This is a genomic window from Lentilactobacillus kefiri, from assembly GCF_009739535.1.
In the GTDB taxonomy this organism is placed as follows: domain Bacteria; phylum Bacillota; class Bacilli; order Lactobacillales; family Lactobacillaceae; genus Lentilactobacillus; species Lentilactobacillus kefiri.
The window spans coordinates 1,491,454-1,510,418 of the sequence record NZ_CP029971.1; the positions used below are offsets into that span (position 1 = coordinate 1,491,454).

Consider the following 18,965-nt stretch of genomic DNA (forward strand, 5'->3'; position numbering starts at 1 on the left):
ATAGATTTATCTAATTGCAAAGTAGATGGAAAGATTATAAATAATTATTAATATTTATTCTTAAATTTTTACATAGAGGGGTCATCATTGGTATGAAATATTATGCTGTTAAAAAAGGAAGAAAGACCGGTATCTTCACAACTTGGCCGGATGCCGAAAAGCAGGTTAAGGGTTATTCCGGTGCCCAGTTTAAAAGCTTTAAAACACGAGGCGAAGCCGATGATTATTTGGGTGGAACAGTTGCCAACGTTGAGAAAGTCTTTGTGCCATCCAAAAAGCAAATCAAAGCCGATCGCCGCAAAGCCGAAAAAAAGGCTCACGAGAAATCCAACCGTGAAATCATCGTATATACCGATGGCGGTTCCAGAAATCACGGTAACGTTAAGGACGGTCATGTAAAAGCCAGTGATAAAGCTGCCTGGGCATTTTTAATCAAAGATGGTCACCAAAAGCATTCCAGGTCTGGCGGCGAGTTTGGGGCTACCAACAACAGAATGGAAATTATGGCCCTTTTGGAGGCTCTTAAATACTTGAAGAGTCACAATATGCAAAATGAACAGATCGACGTTGTAATGGACTCCAGGTACGTTTTAAACGCCATTCAAAAGAAATGGCTCCGTGGATGGCGACGACGGGGCTGGAAGAAGGCTGACGGATCCAAATTACAGAATAAGCAGCTTTGGCAGCAGATTGACGCCAATCTGCGTGAATTTCCCCGGATTCAGTACTTCTGGACCAAAGGCCATGCTGACGACAAGGGAAATGTTTATGTCGATCATCTGCTTAATAAGCGAATGGACAAAATGGCCAAAAAAAGTCCTCAATCAGCTGAAACCCCTCAACCGGCTCATCATAAGCCGGCAGAAAAGCCGCAGCGGATTGAGGATAAGCCAAAGATCAGTCAAACAAAGACCAGTCAACCCAAGTTGGCACCACGAACCAGTCATTCGGTCAGTGATATTGAAAAAAGTCTCAGACAACTTGGATTATTTGACGATGACAAGGATTAATGATGCATATGATTTGTTGAGTGATAACGACGGTCAACTTCTTTACTCCAGAAACCACCGGATAATTGAACCGGTTCTTGAACCATGATGAATGCATCTGGTGAGATCTCTTTAATTTGTTCCATCAAACGACGGTCGGCCTTTCGCGGTGCCAAGATACTGAGTACCAAACGGGCTCCGGAACGACCTTCTGCTCGGCTGACGGTAACCCCATATCCTAGATCACGCAGCTTTTCAGCTAATTCCTCGTTGTGAGCATGAATCGGGTTGGTCGGATCAATCTGGACAGTCACTTCGAAGTTGACATAGCCCAGGGCAATATTATCTTCAATAACAATTCCGATGTAAATGCCAACACCAAATCCGACCGCATAAGCGGCGATGTTCAATGGACTGTCGATATGCTGTAAGGCAATCGCCAAAGCCATAACGTAAACAAATTCCTCACCGATCGCAACAATCGGCGCCAGAAATTGGTGACCTTTGACAACCAACATTGTCCTGAAGGTATTAATCGAAATGTATAAAGCGTTTAATACAAAAATTGTGATTGCAAGTTTCATTAAAGTCTTCCTCCCGATTCGTTTAATTTAAGTCTATCACTTTTGCATAATAGGATACCAGAAAGGACGTTATATCCTATTAGAATAGGCGTCGACAATTTGTTAACGTTGACAACTATTGTAATTAACGGTATTCTAAACTTTGAATAATATTTAAAAGTAAGGGTTGTTGGCCTAATGAATAATATCAATTTAATTCCATATCTGACGTTTGAAAACACCAAAGAGGCTTTGGACTATTATCAAACCGTTTTTGGTGTTACGAACGTTCAGCGTGAATCCCCAACAGAAAAACAAGCAGAAGACATGTCACTTAATGACGATGTCAATCTCGACGACCTTACACTGCAAGCAAGCTTTCAAGTACTGGGCAAGCAGGTCTTTTGTGCTGACAGTTTCCTGGGTAAGCCGGTTATTTCATCAATGATTTCATTGATGCTTGAAGTCGACCTCCATGATTCTGACGCACTTTCTGCGCTCCAGGATTTATATGAGCGGGTAGTGGAATCTGAACAAGTTAAAGTGATTGTAACTTTTGAAAAGAAATCGTCTGGTAACAAATACGGCCAGATTGTAGATAAGTATGGTATCACATGGATATTTAATGCTGTTAAGTAATTTTGGACGGTGATTGAGGCTGAAAACACGTTTGTTGTTTTCGGTCTTTTTTCATAAAAGGGGTGTTTGAAATGACTGACTTTTCAAATATTAAAGGGGTTTTATTTGATCTTAACGGGATCATTACCGATTCTTGGCTGTATCATAGCAAGTCATGGCGACAGGTTGCCGAAAGTATCGGCGTTCAGTGGAGTTCGAAATTAGAAGAAGCCATCAAAGGACGCGACCGGATTGACTCACTGAATGCCATTCTTCAAGCCGGTGGTTTGGAAAACCGGTATTCCGAACAAGAAAAAGAAGCATTGGCTGATAAGAAGAATGACATTTATCAACAAATGCTTGAAATTATGAACCCGGATGATATTTTACCGGGGATCCACCCGTTTTTGGCTGAACTGCGTCGAAATCATTATCAAATGATTATTGCTTCAGCATCTGCCAACGCACCAAAGGAAATTAAAAAGCTTGAGTTGGAAGATTATTTTCCACTCATCGTTGATCTCAAAAAGATTAAGCATAACAAGCCGGCACCGGACGTTTATTTGAAGGCTGCCGAAATGCTGCACTTGAATGTGGATCAGTGTATCGGGATTGACGACGGCATCGTGGGCGTTGAATCAATCAACGCGGCTCACGTTGTTTCAATTGGTGTCGGCGATCCGCATGTGTTGAACATGGCGGATATCAACTTTGAATCCACTAAAGAATTAACCTTGGCCAATATTCGTCAGAACTGGCCCAAGTGATCCGTCAGGTATTGCTTTAAAACCACCGCTTGATTGTTCTCACGGTCTTTGGCACCATACAGGAGAATCACGTTGGTGGTTTTTAATTTATCGCCAACTAATTTGATGAATTCAGCAGTTTTGGGATTATTGTCCAATTCTGCAATATACTTGGTTTTAAAGTCCGGAAACTTTTCGGGATCGTGTGAGAACCAAGTTCGCAGTTCTTTTGATGGGGCAATTTCTTTTTCCCATTCATCCAATTTGGCGTTGACCTTTGAAATTCCGCGGGGCCATAAGCGGTCAACTAAGATGCGGTAGCCTGATAGATCTTGTGGTTTATCATAAATTCGTTCCAGCTTTAATTCCATATTATTACCTCCGTTATTGATTGAAAGGAGTGGTCGATTTGGACCAGGATCCATTTTATTCCAGCAGCACGACTGATCAAATATCACGAGAAATGCTGGGGATGTTACTTACATATGATTCACCAAAGGGACTGGTAGGCGGTTGGATTGTTGAAACCGAGGCCTACATGGGTCAGAAAGATTCTGCCGCCCATGCTTTTAAAGGCAGACGGACAGCTTCCAACGAGCCATTATATGGTCCTCCTGGTACAGTCTACATCTATTCCATCCATGGACGTTATTTACTGGATGTAGCTGCTCAAGAAAAAGACATTCCTCAAGGAGTCTTAATTCGGGCCGTTGAACCAACAATCGGTTTGGATATCATGGAACAGAATCGAACCAAACACGGTGTTGATTTAACCAATGGTCCCGGTAAACTCATGGAAGCTTTTGGGATTGCCGACAAAAAGATGAACATGGAAATATTTGGCGATAGTAAGCTGAATATTCATCAGCAAGACAAAAAAATCCCGGCTCATATTGAAGAATCCAATCGAATCGGGGTTGCAAATCAAGGGACTTGGGCAACCAAGCCACTCAGATATTTTGTTAAGGGCAATCCCTATGTTTCAGGAATTAAGAAACGTGATGTTGATTTAAAAACCCATGGTTGGCGTTAATTGTTTCGATGGGCGATCTTTGCTGATACCGCACTGGCAATCGCACCGACAATATCATCAATAAATGTATTGGATGTGCCATCTTTGGCTTCATCCAATTTTTTGGTTATCCCGGTCTTTTCTCGATCGATATAGCCGTAGTTGGTAATGCCAATGGTGCCGTAAATATTGGCAATGTTGAGGGCAATTCCTTCATCCACACCAAAGACACCGGAATCGTTCATGATAATACTTTCCAAAGGTTCCTTGATTTTATGCTCGGTTGCCAGGCGATCCAGCTCTAAGCCGACCATTGCGTTGTTAAGAACTTCTCGTTTATGAAGCACATCAATCGTATCTTTTTTAACATCTTCCATTTGAATGTTTGGAACAAATTTTTTCTGAAGATCGTAGGCCATTTGGGCAATATCTTCATAGGTCACGCCACGGTCTTTTAATGCTTTAGTCACAAACTCATAAGCGGCCGTATCGGGAAATTTGAAACTTTTATTATTCATGTCATCATTCCTCTCTATTTATCCAGTGAAGAAAAATCGTTCCTAATTGAGCTATAAATTCATTTTAGTATAAACAAACGGCCGGGACAAATTGCCCGGCCGTTTTCGTTTATTTTAAATTAAAGTAAATATTTGGCATCAATATCCGGGTCTTGAGAAGTTAAAATCTTAGGACCATCCTTGGTGATTGCCAAGGTGTGTTCATATTGAGCTGAAGGGGTACCATCGGCTGAAACGTAATAAGTCCAGTCATCTTTCTTGTCGTAACGATCGGCAATCTCCCAAGTACCTGTGTTAACCATTGGTTCAATGGTGATGGTCATACCTTCCTTTAAACGAAGACCTTGACCTGGGACACCATATGCAGGAACGTTTGGCTCTTCATGAATTGAAGGCTGGATACCATGGCCGATAAGTTCACGAACATCGCCCATGTGATTTTCGTCTTCCACGTAAGTCTGAACAGCATTACCAATATCACCAAGACGGTTACCGATAACAGCTTGATCAATCCCAAGGTACAAACCTTTGCGGGTAACTTCCATCAATTTCTTGATTTCGTCGCTAACTTCACCAACGGCATAAGTCCAGCAAGAGTCACTTTCAAAGCCGTCTTTGTTGACACACATGTCAACTTTAAGAATGTCACCATTCTTCAGCTTTAAGCCTTTACGGGGAATACCATGGGCAACTTCATCATTGATGGAGATACATGTGGCAAACTTGTAACCGTCAAAGCCCATTTCTGAAGGGTAGGCGTTATGTTCTTTGATGTAACGGCGAGCAAACAATTCAATGTCCCAAGTGTCCAAACCGGGTTTGACGATTTTGCGGAGTTCCTTGTGAACACCGGCCAAAACAGCACCAGACTCAGCCATCTTTTCAATTTCACGTGGTGATTTTAATGTAATCAATATAATACTTCCTTTTTTTGATAAAACTTTTAAATACTAGTCTATTAAAACATAAAAAATGGCCAACCGGCCAGATTTTAACTTATTCCATCAATGATTCCCTTTTGGAGGGCTTCCAATATTAATTTAACTTCGGTAATTTTTGAATCAACCAGGTACTGCATCGTTTCGTCTTTGTCTTTCTTAGCGGAACTCATCTGGTCATTTAAAAACTTTAGTTGTGAGTGAAGATATTCTGTTAAGTTCATGGTATCACCTCTCCAATTACTCTTTATATACATTATATCCTAATATTGAATAGTTTACATTAAATCGGAATTTTTACAAATGAATTGTTTATAGTTTGAAATTAATATAAACTGGAAATGAAATATTATTTTGGAGGGGATAGAAATGGTTAGTAATATTTGGCTCCGCTGGTTCTTTGTTTTGCTTTATTTGGTAATGGGGATTCTCTTGTACATGGGAATGAATATGATTGTCATGTATCTGATGGTCGTTGGAATGTTTTTGGAAGCTCTGGCCAGTTTGATTGGATACTACACAAAACGATAATTGTTCTACATACTTAAAAGAAAACTGACAGCTAATCCAGGAGATTAGCCGTCAGTTTTTTATTTTTTAATTGAACTTTTTGGTGACTGAATATTTAGAAATCTTTTTACCAGATCTTGACCCGATCTTCAGGCCTCATGTACATCCCATCACCTGGCTTAACGTCAAACGTTGAGTAAAAGTCATCCAAGTTCTTGACCTGGACATTTGCTCGGAGTTCAGCAGGCGCATGGACATCAATGTTCAGCAACAGCTGCTTGTACTGCTCGGTTGCCTTCATTCGCCATACCTTGGCCCAGTTGATGAAGAAGTCGTATAGGTTGTAGTCTTTCTCATTTTTGGCCGCTTCATTGGCACAGCTCAATCCACCACCATCAGCGATGTTTTCTGAAACGGTTAACTTCCCGTTCACTTTGCCGCCGGCGTATGGAATCCCATCGAATTCTTTAATCATCTTATCGGCGAGCTTTGAGAAGTGATCGTGATCTTCTTTTGTCCACCAGTTATTCAAATTTCCTAATTCATCAAACAAAGAACCGTTGTTATCAAACGCATGGGAAATTTCATGGGCAATGACTGCGCCAATACCACCATAGTTTTGGCTGGAGGTTTGTTTCAAGCTATAAAACGGTGCTTGAAGAATTGCGGCAGGGAAGACAATGATGTTCTTAAATGGTTCGTAGTAGGCGTTAACAGTTGCAGCACTCATTTCCCATTTGGTTCGATCAACCGGCTTGCCCAGCTTTTCCAATGTGTCTTGAATACTAATTGCACCAAATCTGGACATATTTTCAAACAAAGTACCGCCTTCGTCTTCAGGGGTGACCTTGAACTTGTATTCCAGTTCGTCGATATGGTCGGGATAGCCGACTTGAAGCTCCAATTTGTTGAGCTTTAAGATGGCCTTTTCACGAGTAGCCTTGCTTAACCAATCGTTATTGCTCAAACGGTTTTTATAAACGGCGATCATGCTGCGGACCATGTGTTCAACATCGGCCTTTGCTTTAGGGCCGAAGTACTTTTTGGCGTAATAGTCACCGATTGTCTGGCCAAAGGTTCCTTCAGCCAGATAAAAGGCCGACTTTTTTTGTGGCGTTGCTTCCTTTTTACCGGATAGGGCCCGGCTGAAGACTGATCCGGTCTGACGGAATTCTTCTGATAAATATCCCGATGCGGAACGAACCATGTTAACCAGCATCCAGTTCTTCATGTCGGTGAAGGTATCGCTGTTGACCAAGCCGTCAAACCGTTCATAGAACTTCGGCTCAGTCACGATGATTTGTTCAGGCGCTTTGCCAAACAGAGTGTCGGCAAGGTTCATGAAATCAACGTGAGAACTTGATTCTGAGAAGTAGGCAAACTTCTGTGGGTTGTACATTTTGCTGTAATCAGCAGACTCTTCAGCTGATTTAACGTTAGGTGCAATCTTGGCATCAAAGCGTTTGGCAGATTCCACGATTTCATCAGCTTCGTTGCTGCTGTAATCAGCCAAAACAAGTAATTGGCTGGCCATCTTGGTGAAGACCGGCATCAGTTGCTTGTAGGCTGGATTATTCTTTTCGTAATAGGTTCGATCTGGCAGGAACAGGCCAGGTACTGCGGCAAATAATGCATTTACCTTTGTGTTCTTCATGTCAGGTTCAACCCAGAAGCCGAATGGGAGTGGGTGGCCTTCCTTTACCAATTCAGGGAGTGCTTGATTCAAATCATCAAAGTTGGTGATGCTCTCAATTTTCTCCAAGTATGGTTTCAAAGGATCTGCGCCGTCCGCGTCACGCTTCTTAAAGTTACGTGCGAGTTCATACAATTTTAAAAATTCTGAAAACGGGGCATCGTAGTGCTTGTTTTCCTTAATGATGTCATCAAGGTCCTTCATCAACTGCTTGTCGATGTTGTCGTTAAGGTCCATGAAGCCACCTGTTGATGAATGATCGGCCGGAATCTCGGCGGTCTTTTCCCATCGGCCGTTGACTGCTTTATATAGGTCATCTTTTAATAATGACTTATCAATTGAGTCTTCAGCGGGCTGGCTTGATTGGCCACCTTGTGCGTCGGTTGCTTTTGAAATGATATTTTTCAAAATAATGCCTCCTCTGTGAAGATATATAACGTTTAAAGAATTAGATGAAACAGCGTTATATGAAACTATTTCTATGTAATCTAGTATACTCAATATGAGAAATAAATGTGTAGATTGTTAACGATGGATCAGCTATTTTTCCGAGCTTGCATCATTATCAACTGCTGATGATTCGTTAGTACAGGGGGAATGTACTTTGGATGAAAAGAAAACAATTGACCGTGAGAAGTCATACCGTTATGACGGTGACCGGGATCTTAGAATTGAAAAGATTCCAACGTCGGCGACGATTGAAAACTTGACTAAAGATGATATTAAATCACGAATTGAAAAAAATATTGTCTCCCTTCAAGATTTACAGGGCAAGTTGTACGCCCAAAACCATTTTGGCGTTCTGATCATCTTTCAAGGGATGGATGGAGCAGGCAAAGACAGCATGATTCGCCATATTCTAAGTGGGGTGAATCCACAAGGAATTGACGTTACCAGCTTCAAGTCGCCAACATCAATTGAACTGAGCCATGATTATCTTTGGCGAATTCACCGGCATATTCCGGAACACGGGATTATCGGTATTTTTAACCGCTCCTACTATGAAGATGTTTTAATCAGCCGGGTTCATCCAGAAATGATCCTTAACGCAAAAATTGGGTCAATCACCAAGCTTGACCAGGTTGACAATAAATTCTTTGATGGCCGCTTCAAGGACATTAATTTCTTTGAGAACTACCTGACTCGAAATGGCTTTATGGTCTTAAAATTTTTCCTTCACATGTCAGCTGACGAGCAGCGAGATCGGTTTAAGCGTCGGATTGAACTGCCTGACCATAACTGGAAGTTCTCATCAGCCGATATTAAGGAACGCCGTTACTTCAATGATTACCAAAAGGCATACGAAGATGCGATTGAGCACACCGCCAATAAGACCAACCCGTGGTACATCATTCCCTCAGATGACAAATGGTATTCACGCTTGTGTGTCTCAGATATCATCGATCATCGGATGAGAGAATTGCCACTGAAGTATCCTGATTTACCGGATTCTGAAAAGGCTGAACTGGAGAATGCACTGGTTGAACTTGAAAATGTTCCTGGAAAAGGAAAAAAGAATAAATAAATAATAAGAAAGCGTTGCCAGATTCACGAATGTTACAAATCGCGTTCTGGCAACGTTTTCATGGTGTTTTCACTTGTACTATGCGCCTGAGTGATTAGAATGAAAATTAGTAGATGATAAAAATCATTCATTTACAAAATTTGTTTACAAAAAATGATCGTGCGTTGTTATTTGATTAGACACAATTTTGAAAGAAAGGGAGTCTTACGATGGCAGTCGCAACTCAAGCACAATTTAAAGAAGCATTAGGTTCAGAAGAGAAGTTTAACGAATTCATTTCTGATTACTTCAAGTCTCACAAGGTTTTAACAGGTAATTATGATGATGGTATCTACTTTGAAAATTGGCAGGTACATTTGGACAGTGAAGAAGGCTTGGTTATCACATTGGTTACCGGCTCATACACTGGTCAAGCATTCCCAATAAAGGATACCGAACATCTCTCAGTAGAAGATTTCCGTCAATTAATTCTTAATAAGAAGTTTGCTGATAAGAGCAAGTCACTTTCAGACGTGTTCCACATGGCAGCAGACACAATTGCATAAAAAGCTCAGTCTTTGAGCGTCGATTTACTAACGGACTTTAACGCGTTGTCTTGCGTTGAAGCCCGTTTTTTTGACTAGGAGAATGAGATAAAGTAAGGAGCTTCCTTGTCTCTAATCCTTCAATCAGATTTGAAGTTTGACTTATTATCTTGTATCATGAAACCCAAGGTAATATGGGGGGGTACGAATATTAAATTAGGAGGCCCATTTTATGGTCCAGCAAATTTTTGCCAAGCTCAAAAAGCATCAAAATATCACTTTTTATCTTATCTTCTTCGGATTATCCCTTTTAGTCGTTCTGCCTTTTTGGACGACGATGCATTTATACTCCGGACCGGATTTACAGTTTCATCTAAGCCGGATCCAGGAAATCTTTGATAATCTGAAAAATGGTGCTCCAGTCAGTCACATTGCAACACGAACTTTTAATCAAATCGGGGATGCGGTTGTTTCCTGTTACCCCTGGATTTGGCTGCTTGTCTTTGCCGGCTTAAAGTTTATCCTGACACCTGTTAGTGCCGTGTATTTTACATATGTATTAGTGATTTTTACCACACTTGTTATTTCATACCACAGTATGAAGCTGGTTTCCAAATCGTCAAAGATCTCGTTTTATTTCGCAATTCTGTATGGGCTCACAACCTATCTCATCATGGAAATAATCACTACTCAATTTGGTGAGTTTCTCGCTTATCCGTTTATTCCGTTGGCGTTCGCCGGGTTATACGAAATAATGTTCAATAATTATAAACGCTGGTATGTGCTGACCCTTGGCGTTACCGGGATTATGTATGCCCATGTGCCAACAACATTAATCGTCGTGATCGCGTTACTTGTTTTTTACCTGGCATTCTTTGCCAAACAGCCTGAAAAGGACCGGTTAACGAGATTCATGTACATCGCCATTTCGGCCGGATATTCATTAATCTTAAGCTTGATTGTCTGGGGGCCGCTAGCAGTCCTTTCGTTGAGTCAAAAGCTGATGCGGCCAAATCCACAAACACTGTATTCTGATCCTCAAAATATCTTCACTTGGTTCAATCAAAGCATTGCCAATAAGGGTATGGGACTTATTTTACTGTTCCTGTTCATTTTTGGCTTCCTGTTTCTTAAAAAAGTCCCGGCAGTTGGTCGATATGCATACTTCGGTAGTCTAGCAACTTTCTTTGTGCTTTCACATCTATTCCCATGGAATCTCGTTCATGATATTCCACTTATCAAAGGGATTGACGCAATTCAAAGCGACCACAGAATTATTCCGGTGGCGTTAATGTTTATCTCAGCGTTTGGGGCCTACCTTTTAGCTGAAAAATTCGGCAATAAGGTCATTGCTTCAAGTGTCCTGCTCGTTGTGTTCAGCCTTTGTCTGATTAACTCCTTTGATTATTCAGCGCTTTATGCAATGAATGTCACGACTGATCAAAATCCATTTGATAATCAGTTTGACCGGACAAGCCAGCCTGAGCTCACATATAAGGCAACTCCCACGCATCAAATTCCACGATCAAATTTGAATTTGCAAAATTACAAAGTGAATAATCACGATTACAATAACCAATTCCCGACCGACAACGGTTCTGGACGGACAGATTACCTGCCCACAGCTACGGGCAAGCATATTTCTGAACTTGCGAATAAAGTCGCAGTCTTGAACGGCCAACAATTCAACATTTCTTCCCCAAGCCTGCATCCGGGAAATAACTCGATGAGCTATTCATTGGTTGTTCCGATGAAGAAGGGGACTAATTTGGACCTGCCATTTGTTCGATATGCCGGGATGAACTATACCGTGAAGTTTAATGGCAAACAGATCACCAACCCTGAGACATCGAAACGGGGCACATTCAAACTGACCATTCCGGAGACGGTGAAGAGTGCTAAAATCACGATTCAAAGTCACGGATCCAAGCTTAATGGCTTGTTTATCATTCTTTCAATCATTGGCTGGTTAGGTTTGTTGGGCCTGGCTGGATTTAAGAAGCATCGACAAGCAGAATCGTAAATAATATGCAAAAAGTCAGGACAACGTTTAACATTGTCCTGGCTTTTTTACATATGTTTATTCTTATGATCGTGATCTTTTGAGTACTTGGAAAAGAAATAGAAAATGCCGACAAGTGCAATGACAACAATTAGGAGCTGAAGCCACCACATCATACTGAAAGTGACGGAATTACCGGCAATCAACGACGTTAATCCAACGGCAGCGCCGCAAACACATAACCAAAATGTGGGCTCACGATAAAATTTCTGATTAAAGGACATTGGCCATTCCTCCCTCGAGCGGATACGCAAACAGCTTATAAAATCATTCTAATTATAACCTATTCGTTATCCTAGAGGGAAATAATAAGGCTCGTTTGACTATTTTTTGAGAGACTGGTTTCGTTTCCTGAGGGTTTTGTTAATCCGCTTAACCTTGAGATTTCCTGATAGGAAGACGATTAGCCAGGCAAGACCGTATACGAAAAGATATTCGATGCCAAATGCCAACCAAAATGTTGGATTCTGCCATTCAACCCAGCCGTTAATGAACATTATGCCCAACACGATCAGAAAGGTCACAACAAAGTGGATCGGCAATTCAATTCGATAATCGTCGATGTTCAGTAGTCCACTGAATATTCCGATCAAGCCTCCCATGATCAAGATACTAAAGATGTTTTTAGCGGATGGAAATGTCGTTTGAACTTGAATGGATAATAACAGTAAATAAATAACTGAGGCAATTTCCATTCCAGATATGAATAACCTGCCACTCCGTTTAAATAACTTCATATTTCTTCACCTTCACAGTCCAAGTCGATGTTCCAAAACACTTAAATACTTCCGGCTGACGTCGGTCTTTAACTGATCCGTCAAGATAGCCTTCATCCCACTGCCAAAGCTTGCCTCCAAGGATTGAAGATGGTTGATATTAATTGCAGCATGTTTGGAAACCTGAATGAAATCAGGATTTTTTAGTTTGTTGACGAATGCATATAATCGCCCTTTGGTTGGCATGGATTTATTTGGCGTGTAGACAACCAGATCCGTTCCAGAGACATCAATCAATATAATATTTTCCGGTTTGATCAGATAAACGTGATCGTCTGATTTAATGGGGATGACTGCGGGGGGCATTTCCTGGTAACTTTTGAGGTATTCAATCAGTTTTTCGACTTCAAGGGAGCGTTCGTTGGCAGACAGAGTAATCTCAATGTCGCCATTATTTAAATGTTCATTTTGCTGAAAATGGATTTCCATTTAAATTTCCCCTATCCCAAGTTATTTAATCAATGTAATTGTACCGCGGTACTTCTTAGTCAATTCTGTCACGAAGATACATAAAATACCAGCAATAAAAATAACTGTGATGATCAGGTAGGTTTGATTGAAGCTTAATAGACCATTCCAATCGAGTTGAATGCCCATTGATTGATTAAAAACTGATTTTTGATGATTTCCAGCAAAAAGTGAGTCAATTTGTTTTCCCATCAGAGCTTGACGATAGAGGGCGGATACGTATGCACCCGGAGTAAATTTGATCACCGTTTGAGCAAATTGAGGCAGAGCCCCCATTGGAATATACGTGCCAACCAAGAAACCGGCAGCAGCACCAATGATGGATTCAAAAGCACTCATTGTCTCGACTCGATGGATGAATTGACCGAAGATCATATTGACGGCAACGGCAAGAAGAGCACCTGCCAGAGCAATGAGTACCAAAGTCATAAATTTTGACCATGGGATTGCAAGACCATCTGCCAAGGCAAAATAAGCAAGCATCAACCCCAGCATAATCAACTGCATGACCCAACCAATGACAGCAGCACTTAGCATGTAACTCAACTTAATTTTGAAAATTGAAGTGTCAGTTAAATAAAAATCTTTTAAGACACCTCTGGACTCATCAAGAATCATTCTGGCGAGAATTGATAAGGTAGTGGTAATTGCGGTGACAGATAACGTGCCACCAATTAGCCATAAGTCCATCATCTTAGTTGCATTGGGCATTTGGTGCCATTCTTCAACCATGTTTTGTTTTAAGAAGATAACAAACAGAATAAACGAAATCATTGCGCCAAAAAGAGAAAAGAAAATACTGGTTTTATTTTTAAAGTATAGCAAAAAATTTCTTTGACAAAGTGCCAACATATTAACGCATCTCCTTTCCAGTGAGATTGAGAAATGCATCGTCCATTGTTGCTCGACGATATTCAAAATCAGTCGTATGATTTTCAACGGATTCTAATACATTCAGTGCTTGTTTCGAATTCTCGGGCCAACAAATAATGCTTTTTCCTGATTGTTGACCAGCGATTGTTGGTGCAATTTGCTTCAAAACAATTTCAGGTTCATTCGTGTAGAGAATTAGACGGCTCTTTGCATTTTTTCGTTTGATTTCTTCGGCTGATCCTTCTGTGATCACACTACGTTGGTCGATAATGTAAACTTCATCAGCATGGTCGGCTTCTTCGAGATAGTGAGTCGTCAAGATAATCGTCAGCTGCTGTTTTTCCTGCAGTGAATGTAAGAGTTGCCAGATAGCCTCCCGGGTTTGAATGTCTAATCCGGCAGTTGGTTCGTCCAGAAACAAAACATCAGGTTGATTAATTAATGCCCGGGCGATGTCGACCCGCCGACGCTGACCGCCTGACAAGCTGCCATACTTTTGATTCATAAGGTTGGTCAGTCCAACCGTTTCAATGAGAGACTGGATATATTTCTGGGAACAATTCTTGTATAAACGACTGCGGATTATGAGATTTTCACTAACGCTTAGGTTGTCATCAAGGATACTTTGCTGAAAGACCATGCTGATCTTTGTCCCACTTGTCATTTCCACTGTGCCTGAAGTTGGTTTCAATAAACCTGTCAGCATCGAAATTGTGGTGGTCTTACCGGCACCATTTGGTCCCAAGACCGCGGTTAGGGTACCTGATTGGATTGAAATGTTGAGGTGGTTAACAGCAGTTTGGCTGCCAAACGTTTTGGTTAAATTCTTGGCCTGAATAAGCATGGCACTCATCTCCTTTGTTGAGCCCATACTATCAGCATCAGAGAAAAATAGTGGACAAAATTGCTAAGTGGTTAAAAAATAAACACAAGATACGAAAATCCGTCAGTGAAATGGGATTGCGCTAGAATAGAAGTGTATGTTGACTATCAGAACACATGTTCGTATAATTAAAATATACATATGATTTGAAATCGATGGGAGGTGTGGTCTTGAAACAAGAATCATTATTTGCCGGTAACCAAGCTGGAAATCAGCCCTTAGCCAGTCGGGTACGGCCAAAGACGTTGGATCAGTTTGTCGGTCAACACCAGCTTGTGGGCAAAGGAAAAGTTCTACGGGAAATTATTGAAAGTGATCAATTGCCATCGATTATTTTCTGGGGGCCACCGGGTGTCGGAAAGACCACTTTAGCTGAAATCATTGCCCGAAAAACCCAAGCTAAATTTGTCACATTTAGTGCGGTTACCAGCGGTATTAAAGAAATTAGAGACATCATGAAGGATGCCGAGGCTAACCGGGAAATGGGCGGCAAGACGATTGTTTTTGTCGATGAAATTCATCGATTTAACAAGGCCCAACAGGATGCCTTTTTACCCTTCGTTGAACGCGGCAGTATTACGCTAATTGGGGCTACCACTGAGAATCCTTCATTTGAGATTAATTCTGCCTTACTATCACGCTGCAAGGTATTTGTTCTGCAGCCTTTGGAAACTGATGACATTGTTCAACTGATCAATCAGACGTTGAAGAATCCGGAAGCATTTCCGAAAGAAACCATTGAAATTGATGAACAGGCAATTAAAGAGATTGCTGAATTTGCCAATGGTGATGCGCGGGTTGCCTTAAATACACTTGAAATGGCGGTTAATAATAGTCCCAAAAAGGATGGGCACGTTAAAGTTTCGACTGATAATCTCCATCAGCTGATGAATACCAAATCGTTTCTATATGATAAACACGGCGAGGAACACTATAATATTATTTCGGCGTTGCACAAATCAATGCGCAACAGCGATCCGGATGCGGCAGTCTATTGGTTGACCAGGATGCTTAGCGGTGGTGAGGATCCATTGTACATTGCCAGGCGGATGGTTAGATTTGCCAGCGAAGATATTGGCCTGGCGGATACGAACGCTTTAAACGTTGCCATCAACGTCTTTCAAGCCTGCCAATTCCTGGGGATGCCGGAATGCAACGTTCATTTAACCGAATGCGCGATATACCTGTCATTGGCACCGAAGTCCAACGCCGTATACAAAGCAACGTTGGGTGCCGAGCAGGATGTGAAGCATTCAATCAATGAGCCGGTGCCGCTTCAGTTAAGAAACGCGCCAACTTCATTGATGTCCAAATTAGGCTACGGTAAGGGCTACCAGTACGCCCATGAAGCAAAAGATAAATTAACGAATATGCAGACCATGCCCGATTCCTTGATTGGCCATACTTATTACGAACCCACTGAACAGGGCAATGAAATCCGCTTCAAAAAACGTCTGCAGCAAATTAAAGCTTGGGAAAAAGCGCACAGAGAGTGAAGGTGATCTAATGGCACAATTTAAATTAATCAAAGGCGATATTACAACCATGCACGTTGATGCAATCGTGAACGCGGCCAATACCTCATTACGAGGTGGCGGTGGAGTTGATGGTGCCATTCATCGGGCAGCCGGCCCTCAGTTGGATGAAGCCTGCAGAAAGCTTAATGGCTGTCCAACGGGTGAAGCCAAAGTAACCCCAGGATTTAATCTCCCTGCTAAATACGTGATTCACACACCCGGGCCGATTTGGCACGGCGGCCACAATAACGAACCCCAGCTACTCAAAAACTCCTATGTTAATAGTTTGAAGCGGGCAGTCGAAAATGATTGCCGGACCGTTGCGTTTCCATCAATCAGTACCGGAGTTTATGACTTCCCACTGGATCGGGCAGCTAAGATTGCAATTGATGCGATTGAAGACTTTGATTCACCGCTGGAAGTTACGATGGTATGTTTTGATTCAGGAACCTATGCAGCGTATGCAAAGGAACTCGAACAAAGAAACAATTAAAAATCTATTCAAAAAGCTTGAAGATGTAGGCGAACAACCGACACTTCGAGCCTTTTTTATACCTGAATGATTTTCATGTTGACTTTAAATTAGAACACCATTAAAATTTTATTAATGTTAAAAACTGACGCCTTCATGTCAGATTGGAAAGGAGTGGTTCGATGAATGGAGAACTGACAGTTTCAGCTGCTTCAAAAGACACCTTGCCAACAGTGTTTGGATACATAGGAATCGGACTGGCTTTTGGGATTGTTGGTAAAGCAGCGGGATTGAGCCCATTGTTAGTCACATTAATGTCAATTATTACATATGCCGGGTCTGCTCAATTCGTTATTGTCAGCATGCTGGTAACCCACAGCCCGATTTTTTCGATTATTTTTTCAGTATTCTTGGTGAATTCGCGAATGATTTTAATGAGTACAACATTGGCACCGTATTTCAAGCGGGAGAGTATGTTGAAAAATGTGCTGGTGGGAAGTTTACTGACGGATGAAAGCTTTGCCTTGGGGATGAACAAGCTCAACTATTCTGATAGCCATTTGAACTTTCCGTGGTTTAACACAGCCAACGTTATTTCTTACCTCACTTGGATCATTTCATCGCTGGTAGGCGCTGTTCTGGGAAACTTCATTAGTAATCCTGAAAAGTTTGGCCTGGATTTTGCCTTGGTCGCCATGTTTATCGGCCTCTTGTATCTCCAATTAATCAGCGACCGTTCCATCAATTTTAATCTCCAACTGATTGTCGTTGGCTTTGTTTTACTGGCAATCTATTTTGGCCTGATATTTATTCCAAGCAGTTTGCTAATCTTGCTGGTTACGCTGGTAGCCTGCAGCTTTGGGGTGGTGATGAAACATGCCTTCTTTTAATTTTGTCCTCCTGACGATTGTTGGAACCGGGATTGTCACGTGGCTTTCAAGAATCATTCCATTTGTTCTTTTAAAGAAGTTTCAGTTGTCCAAAGGAGTAATTGAATTCCTGAGCTTTGTTCCAATCGCCATTATGTCAGCATTGTGGTTTGAAAACCTGTTTGTTCAACACATTGGCCAATTGCCGTCAATCGAATGGGGCAACTTGCTTGCTTCAATCCCGACGGTGATTTCCGCGATCATCTCGAAAAATTTATTAGTGATCGTCGTTGTCGGTGTCATTTCATTGGGAGTCGTTCGGATGGTTTTGGGAATGTAAAATGCCAAGCACTGGTAATCCAGCACTTGGCATTTTTTGATGCTATTTAATTTCGGCCTTCGTTAAAGGATTCAAGTCCTTCACTGGCAATAAAGTACACCAGAATTAATGCAGCCGCTGAATCAGCCCACCACCAGTTAAAAAGAGCGGTCAATAAACCACCGATTAAAACGGTTGCGGCCATGTAGGCGCAGGTAATATTGCACATTCCGTCTTCTACTAAAGCATCGGAATGAAGGGCCTTTCCCAAAGAGTGTTTTCTGAGGGTCAGCATTGGCATCAGGATAACCGAAGCAATGGCAATTGCAATTCCGGAATAACTGGTATCCGCTGCTGCGTGATTTACCAAATTGAACAGTGAAACGGCCGTGACGTACACCGACAGCAACAATAGGACGGCACCGACAATTAATGATGAACGTTTTTCGGCATGTTCAATCTCGGCCGAACTGGCACCGCTATTTTCCTTTTGCAGCCGCCAAATTAACGTTCCACCGGCGATAATTTCCAGGAAACTATCTAAGCCGAATGCAATCAAAAGAATGGAGCCGGCTTTGAGACCTGAATAAAAGCCAACCGCAAATTCGAAAGCCATCCAAGCGGTTGAAAAGTATTCAGTGCGGAGACTTCGATCAATTAATCCTTGTGAATTCGTGTTACTCGCCATGTTTTTTACCCCTTATGACATGATCGGCATGCTCGAGCATCTCGTTGATAACATCGAGAATGTGGGGATCATCTAGTTGATAGTAGTTTGATTTGCCTTCGCGGTGGGACGACACAAGCTGATGCTTCCTTAGTAATGCAAGCTGGTGGGAAACATAGGATTGTTCCAGTCCCAGCAAATTTCCGAGCTCAGTGACATTTAATTCACGTTGTTCAAGAACCTTCAGCATTTGCAGCCGACTTGGATTACTTAATAATTTGAAGATTCGTTCTGATTCCGATAAGTGTTTATCATCAATCAGTGTGATTTCATCTTGAGAAAGTTGGTTATCAGCCATATATGTCATTCCTTTCATATGAATACTTTAACATATGTTGTTTGGGATGTAAACGGATATGTAAA

At 41.6% G+C, this 18,965-nt stretch carries 25 protein-coding genes; 12 read left to right on the forward strand and 13 right to left on the reverse strand.

The window, feature by feature from the left end; genetic code table 11:
- The first annotated feature begins 92 nt into the window (after nucleotides 1-92).
- Entirely contained in the window at nucleotides 93-1,010 is a 918-nt protein-coding gene (locus tag DNL43_RS06980) for a ribonuclease H family protein (RefSeq protein WP_054768832.1), read from the forward strand.
- Here DNL43_RS06980 and DNL43_RS06985 read toward each other — a convergent pair.
- Entirely contained in the window at nucleotides 1,007-1,573 is a 567-nt protein-coding gene (locus tag DNL43_RS06985; protein ID WP_054768831.1) for a DUF2179 domain-containing protein, read from the reverse strand. The two genes, DNL43_RS06980 and DNL43_RS06985, sit on opposite strands and share 4 nt — an antisense overlap.
- A 177-nt stretch (nucleotides 1,574-1,750) precedes the next feature.
- On the opposite strand from DNL43_RS06985, the gene DNL43_RS06990 reads away from it, so the two are divergent.
- A complete protein-coding gene (locus DNL43_RS06990; RefSeq protein WP_056980927.1) occupies nucleotides 1,751-2,191 on the forward strand; it encodes a VOC family protein in 441 nt (146 codons plus the stop codon).
- 71 nt (nucleotides 2,192-2,262) lie between these two features.
- Complete coding sequence (gene pgmB / locus DNL43_RS06995; protein WP_056980926.1) at nucleotides 2,263-2,937, forward strand: beta-phosphoglucomutase; 675 nt, start codon at nucleotides 2,263-2,265, stop codon at nucleotides 2,935-2,937.
- Here the strand turns inward: pgmB and DNL43_RS07000 are convergent.
- The gene (locus tag DNL43_RS07000) at nucleotides 2,919-3,287 is read right to left on the reverse strand and encodes a DUF488 domain-containing protein (RefSeq protein WP_054768830.1); all 369 of its coding nucleotides are present in this window, start codon (nucleotides 3,285-3,287) and stop codon (nucleotides 2,919-2,921) included. The two genes, pgmB and DNL43_RS07000, sit on opposite strands and share 19 nt — an antisense overlap.
- Before the next feature lie 92 nt (nucleotides 3,288-3,379).
- Here DNL43_RS07000 and DNL43_RS07005 point away from each other — a divergent pair, with 92 nt between their 5' ends.
- Nucleotides 3,380-3,949: a DNA-3-methyladenine glycosylase gene (locus DNL43_RS07005; protein WP_056980986.1), complete on the forward strand. Its 570-nt coding sequence runs from the start codon at nucleotides 3,380-3,382 to the stop codon at nucleotides 3,947-3,949.
- On the opposite strand, the gene DNL43_RS07010 is transcribed toward DNL43_RS07005, so the two are convergent.
- The 3 genes from DNL43_RS07010 to DNL43_RS12105 all read right to left on the reverse strand — a co-directional run bounded on the left by DNL43_RS07010 (nucleotide 3,946) and on the right by DNL43_RS12105 (nucleotide 5,608).
- Complete coding sequence (locus DNL43_RS07010) at nucleotides 3,946-4,446, reverse strand: phosphatidylglycerophosphatase A family protein (protein ID WP_056980925.1); 501 nt, start codon at nucleotides 4,444-4,446, stop codon at nucleotides 3,946-3,948. The genes DNL43_RS07005 and DNL43_RS07010 overlap by 4 nt on opposite strands.
- A 119-nt stretch (nucleotides 4,447-4,565) precedes the next feature.
- Nucleotides 4,566-5,360: a type I methionyl aminopeptidase gene (gene map / locus DNL43_RS07015; RefSeq protein ID WP_056980924.1), complete on the reverse strand. Its 795-nt coding sequence runs from the start codon at nucleotides 5,358-5,360 to the stop codon at nucleotides 4,566-4,568.
- Nucleotides 5,361-5,437: 77 nt separating this feature from the next.
- Complete coding sequence (locus DNL43_RS12105; protein ID WP_013728796.1) at nucleotides 5,438-5,608, reverse strand: hypothetical protein; 171 nt, start codon at nucleotides 5,606-5,608, stop codon at nucleotides 5,438-5,440.
- A gap of 145 nt (nucleotides 5,609-5,753) precedes the next feature.
- Here DNL43_RS12105 and DNL43_RS12110 point away from each other — a divergent pair, with 145 nt between their 5' ends.
- A complete protein-coding gene (locus DNL43_RS12110; RefSeq protein WP_169790304.1) occupies nucleotides 5,754-5,915 on the forward strand; it encodes a hypothetical protein in 162 nt (53 codons plus the stop codon).
- Nucleotides 5,916-6,021: 106 nt separating this feature from the next.
- On the opposite strand, the gene DNL43_RS07020 is transcribed toward DNL43_RS12110, so the two are convergent.
- The gene (locus tag DNL43_RS07020; RefSeq protein ID WP_095344828.1) at nucleotides 6,022-7,986 is read right to left on the reverse strand and encodes a M13 family metallopeptidase; all 1,965 of its coding nucleotides are present in this window, start codon (nucleotides 7,984-7,986) and stop codon (nucleotides 6,022-6,024) included.
- 205 nt (nucleotides 7,987-8,191) lie between these two features.
- On the opposite strand from DNL43_RS07020, the gene DNL43_RS07025 reads away from it, so the two are divergent.
- The 3 genes from DNL43_RS07025 to DNL43_RS07035 all read left to right on the forward strand — a co-directional run bounded on the left by DNL43_RS07025 (nucleotide 8,192) and on the right by DNL43_RS07035 (nucleotide 11,659).
- On the forward strand, nucleotides 8,192-9,112 hold the full coding sequence (locus DNL43_RS07025) for a PPK2 family polyphosphate kinase (RefSeq protein WP_056980923.1): 921 nt from the start codon (nucleotides 8,192-8,194) through the stop codon (nucleotides 9,110-9,112).
- A 209-nt stretch (nucleotides 9,113-9,321) separates the two neighbouring features.
- Nucleotides 9,322-9,657 (forward strand): hypothetical protein, encoded by a 336-nt coding sequence (locus tag DNL43_RS07030; protein ID WP_054768829.1) that lies wholly within the window; start codon nucleotides 9,322-9,324, stop codon nucleotides 9,655-9,657.
- A 211-nt stretch (nucleotides 9,658-9,868) separates the two neighbouring features.
- Nucleotides 9,869-11,659 carry a hypothetical protein gene (locus DNL43_RS07035; protein WP_056980922.1) on the forward strand — a complete coding sequence of 597 codons (1,791 nt, stop codon included), beginning with the start codon at nucleotides 9,869-9,871 and terminating at the stop codon, nucleotides 11,657-11,659.
- 47 nt (nucleotides 11,660-11,706) lie between these two features.
- Here the strand turns inward: DNL43_RS07035 and DNL43_RS07040 are convergent, their stop codons facing one another.
- From DNL43_RS07040 to DNL43_RS07060, 5 genes are all read right to left on the reverse strand, one after another.
- Entirely contained in the window at nucleotides 11,707-11,922 is a 216-nt protein-coding gene (locus DNL43_RS07040; protein WP_054768828.1) for a hypothetical protein, read from the reverse strand.
- 99 nt (nucleotides 11,923-12,021) lie between these two features.
- A complete protein-coding gene (locus DNL43_RS07045) occupies nucleotides 12,022-12,435 on the reverse strand; it encodes a DUF3021 domain-containing protein (protein ID WP_082619675.1) in 414 nt (137 codons plus the stop codon).
- Nucleotides 12,436-12,447: 12 nt separating this feature from the next.
- A complete protein-coding gene (locus DNL43_RS07050; protein ID WP_056980921.1) occupies nucleotides 12,448-12,903 on the reverse strand; it encodes a LytTR family DNA-binding domain-containing protein in 456 nt (151 codons plus the stop codon).
- 21 nt (nucleotides 12,904-12,924) lie between these two features.
- Entirely contained in the window at nucleotides 12,925-13,833 is a 909-nt protein-coding gene (locus DNL43_RS07055) for an ABC transporter permease (RefSeq protein ID WP_318530835.1), read from the reverse strand.
- The gene (locus DNL43_RS07060) at nucleotides 13,796-14,659 is read right to left on the reverse strand and encodes an ABC transporter ATP-binding protein (protein WP_056980919.1); all 864 of its coding nucleotides are present in this window, start codon (nucleotides 14,657-14,659) and stop codon (nucleotides 13,796-13,798) included. Before DNL43_RS07060 ends, DNL43_RS07055 begins: the two co-directional genes overlap by 38 nt.
- A 209-nt stretch (nucleotides 14,660-14,868) precedes the next feature.
- Here DNL43_RS07060 and DNL43_RS07065 point away from each other — a divergent pair, with 209 nt between their 5' ends.
- From DNL43_RS07065 to DNL43_RS07080, 4 genes are all read left to right on the forward strand, one after another.
- Entirely contained in the window at nucleotides 14,869-16,194 is a 1,326-nt protein-coding gene (locus tag DNL43_RS07065; protein ID WP_056980918.1) for a replication-associated recombination protein A, read from the forward strand.
- Between the two features lie 10 nt (nucleotides 16,195-16,204).
- On the forward strand, nucleotides 16,205-16,708 hold the full coding sequence (locus DNL43_RS07070) for an O-acetyl-ADP-ribose deacetylase (RefSeq protein WP_054768865.1): 504 nt from the start codon (nucleotides 16,205-16,207) through the stop codon (nucleotides 16,706-16,708).
- Between the two features lie 161 nt (nucleotides 16,709-16,869).
- Complete coding sequence (locus tag DNL43_RS07075) at nucleotides 16,870-17,577, forward strand: AzlC family ABC transporter permease (protein ID WP_056980917.1); 708 nt, start codon at nucleotides 16,870-16,872, stop codon at nucleotides 17,575-17,577.
- Entirely contained in the window at nucleotides 17,564-17,896 is a 333-nt protein-coding gene (locus DNL43_RS07080; RefSeq protein ID WP_054768826.1) for an AzlD domain-containing protein, read from the forward strand. Before DNL43_RS07075 ends, DNL43_RS07080 begins: the two co-directional genes overlap by 14 nt.
- A 46-nt stretch (nucleotides 17,897-17,942) precedes the next feature.
- Here the strand turns inward: DNL43_RS07080 and DNL43_RS07085 are convergent, their stop codons facing one another.
- Nucleotides 17,943-18,563 carry a cation transporter gene (locus tag DNL43_RS07085; protein ID WP_054768825.1) on the reverse strand — a complete coding sequence of 207 codons (621 nt, stop codon included), beginning with the start codon at nucleotides 18,561-18,563 and terminating at the stop codon, nucleotides 17,943-17,945.
- The gene (locus DNL43_RS07090; RefSeq protein ID WP_082619674.1) at nucleotides 18,553-18,900 is read right to left on the reverse strand and encodes an ArsR/SmtB family transcription factor; all 348 of its coding nucleotides are present in this window, start codon (nucleotides 18,898-18,900) and stop codon (nucleotides 18,553-18,555) included. Before DNL43_RS07090 ends, DNL43_RS07085 begins: the two co-directional genes overlap by 11 nt.
- Between the last annotated feature and the right edge of the window lie 65 nt (nucleotides 18,901-18,965).